This is a genomic window from Streptomyces sp. NPDC086519 (assembly GCF_040686075.1).
In the GTDB taxonomy this organism is placed as follows: domain Bacteria; phylum Actinomycetota; class Actinomycetes; order Streptomycetales; family Streptomycetaceae; genus Streptomyces; species Streptomyces shenzhenensis.
The window spans coordinates 192,191-203,567 of the sequence record NZ_JBFBJL010000010.1 but is presented as its reverse complement, the minus strand read 5'-3'; the positions used below and the strand labels follow the sequence as shown (position 1 = coordinate 203,567).

The following is an 11,377-nucleotide window of genomic DNA, read 5'->3' as shown; positions in this document are numbered from 1 at the left end:
GTCCGCCACCTTGCGGGTGGCGGACGGACCGTGGCCGGTCGAGCACGTCCTGATGCAGGGATCAGGGACGGACGGTGCCGGCAACGGGTTCGGGGCTGTCCTCGTGGCCGGTCACCTCGTGTCCGGCCCCACCGTGGGCGTGCAGGCCGATCATGCCGAAGGCGGTGAGTGCCGCGGCGACGGCGGCTGCCACCCCGCACACCAGGTACGCGGTGGAGAAACCGCTGCCCAGGGCGTCGAGGGCAAGGCCGTGGGCGGCGGAGCCCGGGACGGTGGGCGGCAGGTTGTTCACGGCGAGGGGCCCGTCGGTCGCGGCGATCTCGCGGGCCGCCGCCCGCTGGGCGGTCGGCAGGCCGGCGCCGGAGAGGTTCGTCGCGAACGTCGATCCCGCGCTGCTGAGGGCGACAGCGCCGACGACGACCGGGCCGAGGACGAAGCCGAGGTCGCGCAGCATGTTGGTGGTGGCGCTGGCCATGCCCGCCAGGTTCGGGGGCACGCTGTTCAGCGCCACGGCCGTCACCGAGCTGATGCTCAGGGCGAAACCGATGCCGATCAGCAGGGCGGGCGCGATGAAGGCGCCGAGCCCCGGGTCGTTGACGTCCAGTCGGGTGAACAGCAGGCAGCCGGCCGCCATCAGCACGAATCCGGAGGTCAGCAGCCAGGCCGGGGCGACCTGGTGCAGGAGACGCGAGACGAGGGGGATGAGCACGAAGGCCGGCCCCTGTAGGAGCAGGAAGAGGATGCCGACGCGCATCGGGTCCTGGTGCTGTACGGGACCCATCCACATGCTGGTCGCGAAGCAGGCGCCGAGGAAGGCGAGCATCCCGATGACCGCGGCGGCGGACGACACGGTGAACGCCCGGTTGCGGAACAGCTTCAGGTCGAAGATCGGGGAGTCGGCTCCCAGTTCCACCACGACGAACCCGGCGAGGAAGCAGACGCCGAGAGCGAAGGAGAGCATGACGGGCAGGGTGCCCCAGCCCGACTCGGGCCCTTCGACGGCGCCGAACAGCACCAGGACGAGACCGATGGCGAAGGTGATCTGACCGGACACGTCGAACCTGCGGCTCTGGGGTGCCCTCGACTCCGTGGCCAGCACCAGGGTGAGCACCATGCTGACCAGGGCGAGTCCGACAAGCACCCAGAAGGAGCCGCGCCACGACCCGATCTTGGCGAACATGCCGCCGATCAAGGGCGAGACGGCGGCGCCGGCGGACAGGAAGCCGCTCCACAGCGCCACCGCGTGCGCCCGCTGCCGCATGCCGCGGGACAGGGCGGTGATCGCGGTGAGCGAGCCGGGGAACATGGCGCCGGCGCCGAGTCCGTTCAGGCCGGCGCCGATCCACAGCACCTGGACGGTGGGTGCGAGAGCGGCGACGGTGCTGCCCACGGCGACCAGGGCCGTGCCGGCCACGACGAGCCTGCGCCGCCCGAACAGGTCACCGAGGACACCGAAGGTGAACTCGAAGCAGACCACGGCGATCATGAACGCCGCGGTGATCCAGGTCAGCTGGGATCCGTGGGTGTTCAGGTCCTCCTGGAAGAGCCCGTTCAGCGAGGCCGGCAGCGCGTTCGCGACCTGGGCCACGAAGACGGCGCCGCAGGCGGCAGCCAGTGTTGCCGCGTAGCCCGGCGTCCGGGCGGCCCCCGCGGTTGGGCCGGGGGACACGACTGTCCCGTTGTTGAGCGTCATTGCTGTTCTTTCTGGCTGGGGAAGTAGGGCGTCCCGGGACGGGAGCCACGAGAGCGTTCAAGGGCTCGGCTCTGCGTACGCGGTGGGGGGAGCGGGGGCGCGGCGCGAGTCGGGCGCGCTGCCGTGGAGAATGACACTCGCTTTACGTCACGTCAATGATATGTGCGGCCTAGTAAGAAAACAGAGTCCATGAAAGCCAGATGACTGAGGTGTTCACTGGTGCCGCGGCATGTCCTGCTCCAGGGCGTGTGCGGCGGCTTCCAGGGCCGTGACCAGCGGCTGGAGCTGGTGCGGGTCGTAGCGCACGCTGGGCATCGAGACGGAGAGGCCGGCCACCGCGGTGCCGTCCCGGTCGCGCACGGGGACACCGACGGCGACGAGACCGCGTTCGGACCGCTCCCTGTTGACGGCGAAGCCGTTGCGCCGCAGTCGCTTCAGCTCCGTCCGCAGCCGGGTGAGGTCGGGGCGGTCTGCCGGGCGGTCGCGGTAGCGCTCGGGGGCGTAGACCTCCTCCAGTTCCTCGTCGGTGAGGTCGGCGAGCAGGAGCAGGCCGGCTGTGGTGCGGTGCGCCGGGAACACCATGCCCTCCCGGGAGCCCACCCGCAGGGCCTGCCGGGACTCGACGCTGGCGATGAACCGGGCTGTGTCCCCGGTCCGCACGATCAGGTTCGTGGTCTCGTCGAAAAGATCGACGATCCGGTGGAGATGCGGGAGGGCTGCCGCGCGCAGCCGTGACACGAGGGACTGCGAGTGCGCGGCCAGTTCCAGTACCGGGCCCGCGCGATAGACGCGGTCCTCGCCCCGCACGGCGAAGTCCCGGTAGACGAGCATCGCCAGGATGCGGTGGGCCGTCGACCGGGCGACCCCCAGGCGCTCGGCGAGCTGTGCCACGGTCGCGTCGCCTTCCATCTGCAGGATGGTCGCCGCCCGCAGCGCGTGGTCCACGCTGGCGATGGGATAGGGCGGCGGCGTCTTCAGCGGCTTGTCCATGGTGACCTCCGTGTTCTGCTCTCCAGAATCTCCATGCTCCCCCAGCAGACACGCGGCACGCTGAGGCTGTGACTGAGTCCTCCATCACCCAAGACACCGCCGCGGGTTCCCCGGTCCGGCTGCAGGCCGTCGGCACGGACGGACAGCCCGAGGTCACCCCCGCCCTCGAAGCGCTGTACCGGAACTTCGAACAGGAACTGCTCGTCCCGCTGTGGACCGAGATCGGTGACCTGATGCCGGCCCACCCGCGCTCGCGCGCCGTGCCGCACCTGTGGCGCTGGGAGCGGCTGCGGGAGCTCGCCGCTCAGGCCGGCGACCTGGTCCCGGTCGGCCGCGGCGGCGAGCGCCGGGCCATCGCGCTGGCCAACCCCTCGCTCGGCGGCAGGCCCTTCGCCACGCCGACGCTGTGGGCGGCCATCCAGTACCTCATGCCCGGTGAGGACGCCCCGGAGCACCGGCACACCCAGCACGCCTTTCGCTTCGTCGTCGAGGGCTCCGGCGTGTGGACGGTCGTCGGCGGAGACCCCGTCCCCATGAACCGTGGCGACTTCCTGCCGCAGGCCGGCTGGAACTGGCACGCCCACCACAACGCCAGCAGCGAGCCGATGGCGTGGATCGACGGCCTGGACATCCCCTTCCAGTACCTCACCGAGGCGCAGTTCTTCGAGTTCGGCCGCGACGAGATCAGCGACGCCGAGCGGACCACCCCGCAGCGGTCCCGCTCCGAGAGGCTGTGGGGCCACCCGGGCCTGCGCCCGCTGTCGGCCGCCCCGGGCAGCCCCCTGCTGTCGTACAAGTGGGAGCACACCAACGCCGCCCTGCGCGACCAGCTCCTGCTGGAGAAGGCGGGCTTCGGCGGCACCGTCGAGCCAGGCCACGCCGCGGTGCGCTACTGCAACCCGCACGACGGCTCCGACGTCCTGCCGACCGTCCGCGCCGAGTTCCACCGCATCGCCCGTGGCACCGAGACCGCGCCGGTGCGCGAGACCGGCTCCTCGGTCTACCAGGTCTTCGACGGCTCCGGCATCGTCACCGTCGGCGACAGGTCGTGGTCGGTGACGCGCGGCGACCTGTTCGTCGTCCCGTCCTGGGAGCCGTTCGCCGCCAGGTCCGAGGCCGGTACGACCGACTCCGACGAGGCCGCCCTCGACCTCTTCCGCTTCTCCGACGCGCCCGTCTTCGAGGCGCTCCACCTCCACCGCACCCAGAAGGACGCCTGACGATGAAGCTCGCCACCCTCCGCACCGCCGACGGCACCCGGGCGGTCCGCCTCGACGGCGACCTCCTGGTCGACCTCGGGTACGCCGACCTGGGGGAGCTGTTCGCCGAGGACGACTGGCAGGACCAGGCCGCCGCCGCGTCCGGCACCGCCTACCCGGTCGAGGGCGCGGACTTCGCGCCGGTCGTCCCGAACCCCTCCAAGGTCGTCTGCGTCGGCCACAACTACACCAACCACATCAAGGAGATGGGCCGCGGGCTGCCGGACTACCCGACGCTCTTCCCGAAGTTCGCCGACACCCTTCTCGGCGCCGGCGACGACATCGTCAAGCCGGCCGAGACCGACGCCCTGGACTGGGAGGTCGAGCTGGCCGTCGTGATCGGCAAGGCGGTGCGCCGCGCCGACGAGCAGCAGGCCGCCGACGCCATCGCCGGTTTCACCGTCATGAACGACATCTCGGTGCGCGACTGGCAGTTCCGCACCATCGAGTGGACCCAGGGCAAGATCTGGGAGGCCACCACCCCGGTCGGCCCCTACGTCGTCACCCCCGACGAGACCGGCGGCGTCCGCCCCGCGCTCCGGGTGCAGACGACCGTCGACGGCGCGGTCATGCAGCAGGACGACACCGGCACGCTGCTGTTCGACCCGGTCTTCCTGGTCCAGTACATCTCCACCGTCATCACCCTGCGCCCGGGCGACATCATCGCCACCGGCACCCCGGCCGGCGTGGGCAACGCCCGCGACCCCAAGGTCTTCCTGCTTCCCGGCCAGACCGTGGTCACCGAGATCGCCGGCCTGGGCGCCTGCACCAACAAGGTGGTCGAGGCATGACCACCGCCACGCGGACCCTCACCGACGCGCGCGCCTGGGCCGGCGCCGGTACCGAGCTGATGCTCGATGCCGTCGCGGGCCTGGACGAGGACGGTTTCTCGGCCCCCAGCATGCTGCCGGGCTGGACCCGCAAGCACCTCGTCGCGCACGCCGCCGCCAACGCCGACGCCCTGGGCAACCTCGTCCACTGGGCGGCCACCGGAGAGGAGACGCCGATGTACGCCTCCGCCGAGGAGCGCGCCGCCGGCATCGACAGGGGTCCGACCCTGTCGGCCGACGAGCTGCGCTCCTGGCTGACCGCGTCCGCGCACCGGCTCGCCGCGGGGCTCGACCGGCTCACCGACGAGCAGTGGCAGCACCAGGTCGTCACCGCCCAGGGGCGCACCGTCCCCGCCACCGAGTTGCCGTGGATGCGCGCCCGCGAGGTATGTGTGCACGCCGTCGACCTCGGCACCGGCGTCGTCACCTTCGCCGACCTGCCAAGGGGCTTTCTGGCCGCCCTGGTCGGCGAGATCCGCGCCAAGCGCGGTCTGACCGAGCTGCCCGACGGTCCGCTGCCCGCGGTCGCCGCCTGGCTGGCCGGTCGTCCCCACTCGCTCGCCGACGCCCCTGAGCTCGGCCCGTGGCTCTGAGGAGCGACTCCCATGTCCCATCCTGATGTGATCGTCGTCGGCGGCGGCATCGGCGGCCTCGGCGCGGCGTTCTCGCTGACCCGCCAGGGCCTCGGCGTCCGCCTGCTGGAGAGTGCCCCCGCCTTCGGCGAGGTCGGCGCCGGCATCCAGCTCGCCCCCAACTGCACCCGGATCCTCGACGACTACGGACTCCTCGAGGAGGCCAAGAGCCTCGGCGTCGTCCCGGACACGATGGTCATGCGCGACGCCGTCGACGGCGGCGAACTGACCCGGCTCGACCTGCGGGACCTGGAGAAGCGCTACGGCTGTCCGTACCTGGTCATCCACCGCAGCGACCTGCACGGCCTGCTGTTGCGCGCCTGCGAGCGCGTCGGCGTCGAGCTGATCAACGACGCGCACGTGACCTCGTACCAGAACACCGACGGCGGCGCCCAGGTGACCCTGGCCTCCGGCGAGACGCACGAGGCCGGTGTCGTGATCGCGGCCGACGGCCTGCACTCCGTCGCCCGCAAGCTGCTCGTCGACGACCAGCCCGTCTCCTCGGCGTACGTCGCCTACCGCGGCACCGTCCCCGCCGAACTGGAGCGGGTGAAGTCCGTGGACCTCGGCGAGGTCGTGGTCTACGTCGGCCCCGGCTGCCACTTCGTCCACTACGGCCTGCGCGGTGGCGAGATGCTCAACCAGGTCGCGGTCTTCGAGTCGCCCAAGGCGCTGGCCGGCCAGGAGGACTGGGGCACCCCGGACGAGCTCGACGCCGCCTTCGCCAGGACCTGCGGTTTCGTGCGGGACGGCCTGCCGTTCATGTGGCGCGACAAGTGGTGGCGGATGTTCGACCGCGACCCGGTCATGAACTGGGTCCACGGCCGGATCGCCCTGCTCGGCGACTCCGCGCACCCGCCACTGCAGTACATCGCGCAGGGCGCGATCATGGCCATCGAGGACGGCTGGGTCCTGAGCGAGCACGTCGCCCGCCACCGTGCCGAGGACGGCACGGTCGACTGGGACGCCGCGCTCGCCGCCTACCAGGCGGTCCGCCCGGAGCACTGCCGCCGTGTGCTGAGCACCTCCCGCAAGTGGGGCGAGCTGTGGCACCTCGGCGGCGTCGCCCGCGAGCAGCGCAACGCGCTGCTGCGCGCCCGGGACACCTACGACTACTCGTTCGTGGACTGGCTGTACGGTCCGACCGCGCTGACCCCGGACCAGGAGCCGCCCATGTTCGAGCCGGTCCCGCTGTCCTCCGCGGCCCCGCTGACGGCCGTGGAAGACAGCGCGGCGTGAGCGACGCCCGTCTGTCCGCGGCTGCCCGTACCCCGTGCGGCCGCTTCGACGGAGCCCTCGCGGGGCGGGTCCCGATGATCTCGCCGCGACCGCGCTGACCGGGCCGCTCGCCCAGGCGCCCGACCCGGACCGGGCCGCGATCGGCGACGTGGTGGGGGGCAGCGCCGACGGCGCCGGCGAGGACAACCGCAACGTCGGCCGCACGGCCGCGCTGCTCGCCGGAGTGCCGGTGAGCGTGCCCGCCACCACCGTGCACCGGCTGCGCGGCCCCCGCCCCGACGCGTGGATCATCCCCTCGCGCGCCCCGGCCGCGCCTTCCCCGCGGGCGACGTCACGGCCGTCTCCACGACGCCGGGCCGGCGGCCGGCCGTCCCGCGATGCCGGCGGAGTGGACGGTGCCGGTGGGGGAGTGCGGCTTTACAGCCCGGCAGTGATCCATGCGGGGTGTGCGGCCGCAGGCCGGTGTGTACGGCCGGCGCGTTAGGATCTCCGTCATGGCGAACCTTCGACAGGCGCAGAAGCAGATGACGCGCCGCCTCCTGCTGGAGTCGGGGCTCGAACTGTTCACCACGAAGGGATACGCCGCCACCAAGGTCGACGACATCGCGACCGCCGCGGGCACCACCCGGGTGACCTTCTACGCCTACTTCCCCTCCCGCAGCGATCTGATGAAGGCGCTCATCGACGAGCGGCTCAACGAGGCGCTGCAGCGCGTCCGTTCTCCCGAGCACGGTTCCACGGCCCAGGACCTGGTCGCCACCGCGGCCGCCGGGACCCCGGCGGCGATCAGCACCTGGCTGCGGCGCACCGCCGCCAGCTGGCCGGAGATCCGGCCGATCATCCGCGTGGGCCGGGACGCCGCGGCGGTCGATCCGGAGCTGCGCGACCTGGTGGAACGATGGCTGGAGGAAGCCATCAGCGACATCGAGGACGGCCTGACGGCGGCCGGGCGCTTCGCCCCCCATCAGCGCCGCTTCCGGGGGGTGCTGGCGATGGCCGAGCTGGACTACGTCGCCCAGCACTGGGGCGACGCCGACTGGAAGCTCACCCGCGAGCAGATGCTCGACGAGCTCAGCGCCAGCTGGGTGCGGCTGCTGTCCTGACCGCCACCGGCGGGACCGGTCGTCTCACCGTTCGGCCGCGGCGTCGTACAGCAGCGCCCGCAGCCAGGCGACGAACTGGCGGTCGGCCAGCCGCGGGTTCCACACCATGTCGATGCCGAGCCCGGGCAGCGGGAACGGGAACTCCTCGATCCGCAGGTCGGCGAGGGTGCGCATGGTGGCGGCCACCCGGTACCTCATCAGGGCGACGCCGCCGGCGCGGGCCACGTGGAACGGCACCAGCAGGAAGTCGGAGATCCACAGCCCGACGCGGTAGGGGATGCCTTCGTCCTCCAGCACCGAGTACGGGAAGACCCGCCGGTCGGTGTCGACGACGACGTGCGGCTCGGTGGTGAGCAGGTCGAGCGCGCTTGCCTGCGGCGGGGTGTCCGGCGCGGCCACCACCACACAACGGTCGTCGTACAGCCGCTCGCGCGGATACGGCGAGACGTGCCCCTCGGAGATCAGCACGACGTCGACGCCCCCCTCGGTGAAGGTGGCCTCGGTCGGCACGGTGATCGTCCGCACCCGCAGCGTGGCGTGCGGTGCGCGCGCGGCGACGAGCCGGGTCAGCCGGGGGCCGACGACGAACGCCGTGCTGTTCGTCATGGCGACCGTGATGACCCGCTCGTCCGTGGCGGGGTCGAAGGAGGGGAAGTCGACGATCTGCGCGGCCTGTTGCAGCGCGCCGCGCAGTGGCGCGATCAGCTCCAGCGCCCGTGGGGTGAGCGTGACGCCGCTGCCGTGCCGGACGACGAGTTCATCGCCCAGCAGGCGCCGCATCCGGGCCAGGGCATGGCTCATGGCCGGCTGCGACAGCCCGACCCGCTCCGCCGCCCTGGTCACCGACTGTTCCTCCAGCAGCGCGAGGAGGGGCACCAGCAGGTTGAGATTGACCGAGGCCAGCCGGTCCAGTCCCGACGCTGTGGTGTCCTCCTCGCCGCTCATGGCGCACACCCTATGCGGGCGTCCGGGTCATGCGGCGCAGCCGGGGGACGGGGATGCGGTAGTCCAGCGCGACAGCCGTGCTGCCGCCGTCCTCCTGCTGCCAGGCCATCAGCGCCGGACCGCTGCCGGGTTCCCCGTCCACGTACACCGGCTCGCCGGCCGCCGGCAGCGGCCCGACCGCCTTGAGGGTCCGCCCGAACTGCTCGGTCCAGAAGTACGGCTGGAACGACAGCGGCGGGGCGTCGTCGCCGCGCATGAGCGCCCGGGCGGCGGACTTGCCCTGGTCGATGGCGCTGCTCCACAGGGGGACGCGGCGCCGTCCCTGCGGGGTGGGGAAGGCGGCGAGGTCGCCGACGGCCGCGACGCCGGGCCGGGCGAGGCCGCGCGTGTCGACCGGGACGGCGCCGTTCACGACGAGCCCGGTGCCGGCGAGCCATTCGGTGTTGGGGATGTCACCGACGGCGGTGAGCAGGACCTCCGCCCGCAGCACCGTGCCGTCGTCGAGCGCGACGTGGATGTCGCCGGCCCGCCCCTCGACCCGCGCCGGACCGGTTCGGACCACGGTGAGCCCCCGCTCGCGGGCGGCGGTGGTGAAGACGCGGGCGAGGTGCGGACCGAGCTGGGCGGTCAGCGGCTCCCCCTGCGAGACGAGGGTGACCCGGCAGCCGGCGGCCAGGCACCCCGAGGCGATCTCCATGCCGAGCGGACCGCCCCCGACGACGAGGACGGAGGGCCGGCCGGCCAGCCGGCGGCGCAGCGCCAGCGCGTCGTCGAGCCCGCGCAGGGTGACCTCGTCGGGCAGTCCGGACAGCCGCCGCGCCCGGGAGCCGGTGGCGAGGACGACGCCGTCGTACGGCAGGGCGGTGCCGTCGTCGAGCGTGACGAGCCGCCGGTCGGGGTCGAGCCCTGTCGCGCGCACGCCGAGCAGTTCCCTCGCCCCGTGCGAGGCCGGGGGCAGCGTGTGCGAGGACAGGGTGTCGCCGTCCAGCAGCAGGGCCTTCGACAGGGCGGGCCGGCTGTACGCCGGGTGGATCTCGTCGCCGACGATGGTCAGCTCGCCGTCGAACCCCTCCTCCCGGAGCGTGTCGGCGGCGGTGAGCCCGGCGATGCCGTTGCCCACGACGACGACGCGCTTCAGGGCGACGGTGCTCATTCGACCCTCAGCGCGGCGACGGGACACACCCGCGCGGCGGCCTTGGCGAGCGCGACGTCGCTTCCGTCGATCTCCTCGCGGTCGAGCACCAGCTCGCCGTCGTCGTCGAGGTGCATGAGCTGCGGGGCAGCCTCCTCGCACAGGCCGTGGCCCTCGCAGCGGGGGCGGTCGAGAACGATCTTCATGCGGGGATCACCTCCAGGACGGGGAGCTCCTCGATGCTCCGGGTGATGTTGCCGGGAACGCGGACCGCGGGCCCGACGACGAGGCGCCTGACGCGCCGGGAGAGCGCCTCGATGACGGCGTGGGCCTCCAGGCGGGCGAGCCCCTGGCCCGCGCAGCCGTGCGGGCCGTAGCCGAAGGACAGGTGGTCGGCCGGGTTGCGTGCGACCAGGAAGGAGTCGGGGTTCTCGTAGTGCCGCGGGTCGCGGTTGCCGGCGCCGAGCAGCACCGCGATCTGCGCGCCCGCCGGGACGACCGTGCCCTCGATCACGACCTTCCGTGTGGTGGTGCGGCCCCAGACGTTGACGGGGGGCCAGTACCGCAGCACCTCGTTGAACGCTCCTGGTATCAGTGACGGTTCGGCGCGCACCGTGTCCAACTGGTCGGGGTGTTGGGCGAACAGGGCGACGATGTTGCCGATCGCCGCGACCGTCGTGTCGACGCCGGCGCCGAGGTACTGGTGGATGATGTGGCCGGCGGTCCCCGCGGGAACAGCGCCGCGCGTCTCGGCCTCGAAGATGCCGCGGCCCACGGACCCCTCCGCCAGGTCGTCGGCCGTGACCTCGGAGCACCAGGCGTACAGCTCGCCGGCGACGGGGAAGTTCTCGGCCGTGCGCTGGTTCATCGGGCCCAGGACCTGCATGGCGGCCTGGCCCCAGCGCAGCATGTTGTCGCGCACATGGCCGGTGAAGCCGATGAGGTCCGCGACGACCTCCAGCGGGAAGGCGCGGGCGAGGGCGTCGACGGCCTCGAAGGAGCCCCTTTCGACGAGTTCGGCGACCAGGGCGTCGGCCTTCGCCTCGATCCGGCCCTTCAGGCCGCGCAGGGCGCGGGGCGAGAGGTTCTCGGTGAGGGTGGCGCGCAGCTGGGTGTGCACCGGCGGGTCGGACGCCAGCGAGGTTCCGGTCAGGGCCTGGTTGGCCGCCGGGTTGAACGCGATGGACGTCGAGGAGAACGACTCCCAGTCGGCGAGGGCGTCCCGGATGACGTCGTACCGCGTCAGCGCGTAGACGTCGTTCTTCGGCAGGTGGACCACGGGGCCCAGGTCCCGCAGCTCTGCGTGGACGGGGTGGGGGTCGAGGACGACCTCGTCGGCGAAGAGGTCGACGTCGGAGGTGTGCGGTGTGCTCATGCCTTGATGAAAGTGGCCGATGTCGCATCCATCAAATGAATGATTCGCATGTTGCTTCATGCATGAGACGCATGAGACCCGCATCTGTGGCTGCGATGCCCCGGGAATCCCGCTCCAGCACTACTACCAGCTCAATATTTTTTCGTGGTGTTCGTTTCATTGACGCGATGTAAACCGAA

General features: G+C 72.3%; 11 protein-coding genes and 1 pseudogene. 6 read left to right on the top strand and 6 right to left on the bottom strand.

What is annotated here, in order from left to right; genetic code table 11:
* Positions 1-61: 61 nt before the first annotated feature.
* Both AB0P24_RS12855 and AB0P24_RS12850 read right to left on the bottom strand, forming a co-directional pair.
* Positions 62-1,693, bottom strand: coding sequence for an MFS transporter (locus tag AB0P24_RS12855; protein ID WP_365793120.1), 1,632 nt, complete (start codon positions 1,691-1,693; stop codon positions 62-64).
* Positions 1,694-1,906: 213 nt separating this feature from the next.
* The gene (locus AB0P24_RS12850) at positions 1,907-2,683 is read right to left on the bottom strand and encodes an IclR family transcriptional regulator (protein WP_365793118.1); all 777 of its coding nucleotides are present in this window, start codon (positions 2,681-2,683) and stop codon (positions 1,907-1,909) included.
* 68 nt (positions 2,684-2,751) lie between these two features.
* Here AB0P24_RS12850 and AB0P24_RS12845 point away from each other — a divergent pair, with 68 nt between their 5' ends.
* The 6 genes and pseudogenes from AB0P24_RS12845 to AB0P24_RS12820 all read left to right on the top strand — a co-directional run bounded on the left by AB0P24_RS12845 (position 2,752) and on the right by AB0P24_RS12820 (position 7,746).
* Positions 2,752-3,903: a cupin domain-containing protein gene (locus AB0P24_RS12845; RefSeq protein WP_365793116.1), complete on the top strand. Its 1,152-nt coding sequence runs from the start codon at positions 2,752-2,754 to the stop codon at positions 3,901-3,903.
* A gap of 2 nt (positions 3,904-3,905) precedes the next feature.
* Positions 3,906-4,733, top strand: coding sequence for a fumarylacetoacetate hydrolase family protein (locus AB0P24_RS12840; RefSeq protein ID WP_365793114.1), 828 nt, complete (start codon positions 3,906-3,908; stop codon positions 4,731-4,733).
* Entirely contained in the window at positions 4,730-5,365 is a 636-nt protein-coding gene (locus AB0P24_RS12835; protein ID WP_365793112.1) for a maleylpyruvate isomerase N-terminal domain-containing protein, read from the top strand. Before AB0P24_RS12840 ends, AB0P24_RS12835 begins: the two co-directional genes overlap by 4 nt.
* Before the next feature lie 12 nt (positions 5,366-5,377).
* Positions 5,378-6,643, top strand: coding sequence for an FAD-dependent monooxygenase (locus tag AB0P24_RS12830; protein WP_365793110.1), 1,266 nt, complete (start codon positions 5,378-5,380; stop codon positions 6,641-6,643).
* A pseudogene (locus tag AB0P24_RS12825) lies at positions 6,640-7,053 on the top strand (3-oxoadipyl-CoA thiolase); the annotation flags it as partial. The gene AB0P24_RS12830 and the pseudogene AB0P24_RS12825, both read left to right, overlap by 4 nt.
* An 84-nt stretch (positions 7,054-7,137) precedes the next feature.
* Positions 7,138-7,746 carry a TetR/AcrR family transcriptional regulator gene (locus AB0P24_RS12820; protein WP_365793108.1) on the top strand — a complete coding sequence of 203 codons (609 nt, stop codon included), beginning with the start codon at positions 7,138-7,140 and terminating at the stop codon, positions 7,744-7,746.
* 24 nt (positions 7,747-7,770) lie between these two features.
* Here the strand turns inward: AB0P24_RS12820 and AB0P24_RS12815 are convergent, their stop codons facing one another.
* The 4 genes from AB0P24_RS12815 to AB0P24_RS12800 are packed head-to-tail and all read right to left on the bottom strand — an operon-like array spanning position 7,771 to position 11,198.
* On the bottom strand, positions 7,771-8,691 hold the full coding sequence (locus AB0P24_RS12815) for a LysR family transcriptional regulator (RefSeq protein ID WP_365793106.1): 921 nt from the start codon (positions 8,689-8,691) through the stop codon (positions 7,771-7,773).
* 10 nt (positions 8,692-8,701) lie between these two features.
* Positions 8,702-9,844, bottom strand: coding sequence for an FAD/NAD(P)-binding oxidoreductase (locus tag AB0P24_RS12810; RefSeq protein ID WP_365793104.1), 1,143 nt, complete (start codon positions 9,842-9,844; stop codon positions 8,702-8,704).
* The gene (locus AB0P24_RS12805; protein WP_365793102.1) at positions 9,841-10,029 is read right to left on the bottom strand and encodes a ferredoxin; all 189 of its coding nucleotides are present in this window, start codon (positions 10,027-10,029) and stop codon (positions 9,841-9,843) included. Before AB0P24_RS12805 ends, AB0P24_RS12810 begins: the two co-directional genes overlap by 4 nt.
* Complete coding sequence (locus AB0P24_RS12800; protein WP_365793100.1) at positions 10,026-11,198, bottom strand: cytochrome P450; 1,173 nt, start codon at positions 11,196-11,198, stop codon at positions 10,026-10,028. Before AB0P24_RS12800 ends, AB0P24_RS12805 begins: the two co-directional genes overlap by 4 nt.
* Between the last annotated feature and the right edge of the window lie 179 nt (positions 11,199-11,377).

Excerpts from the sequence above, each read along its gene's own strand:
- AB0P24_RS12810 (WP_365793104.1), bottom strand. The coding sequence starts at position 9,844 with ATGAGCACCGTCGCCCTGAAGCGCGTCGTCGTCGTGGGCAACGGCATC.
- AB0P24_RS12840 (WP_365793114.1), top strand. The coding sequence starts at position 3,906 with ATGAAGCTCGCCACCCTCCGCACCGCCGACGGCACCCGGGCGGTCCGC.
- AB0P24_RS12805 (WP_365793102.1), bottom strand. The coding sequence starts at position 10,029 with ATGAAGATCGTTCTCGACCGCCCCCGCTGCGAGGGCCACGGCCTGTGC.
- AB0P24_RS12800 (WP_365793100.1), bottom strand. The coding sequence starts at position 11,198 with ATGAGCACACCGCACACCTCCGACGTCGACCTCTTCGCCGACGAGGTC.
- AB0P24_RS12850 (WP_365793118.1), bottom strand. The coding sequence starts at position 2,683 with ATGGACAAGCCGCTGAAGACGCCGCCGCCCTATCCCATCGCCAGCGTG.
- AB0P24_RS12835 (WP_365793112.1), top strand. The coding sequence starts at position 4,730 with ATGACCACCGCCACGCGGACCCTCACCGACGCGCGCGCCTGGGCCGGC.
- AB0P24_RS12855 (WP_365793120.1), bottom strand. The coding sequence starts at position 1,693 with ATGACGCTCAACAACGGGACAGTCGTGTCCCCCGGCCCAACCGCGGGG.
- AB0P24_RS12815 (WP_365793106.1), bottom strand. The coding sequence starts at position 8,691 with ATGAGCGGCGAGGAGGACACCACAGCGTCGGGACTGGACCGGCTGGCC.
- AB0P24_RS12830 (WP_365793110.1), top strand. The coding sequence starts at position 5,378 with ATGTCCCATCCTGATGTGATCGTCGTCGGCGGCGGCATCGGCGGCCTC.
- AB0P24_RS12820 (WP_365793108.1), top strand. The coding sequence starts at position 7,138 with ATGGCGAACCTTCGACAGGCGCAGAAGCAGATGACGCGCCGCCTCCTG.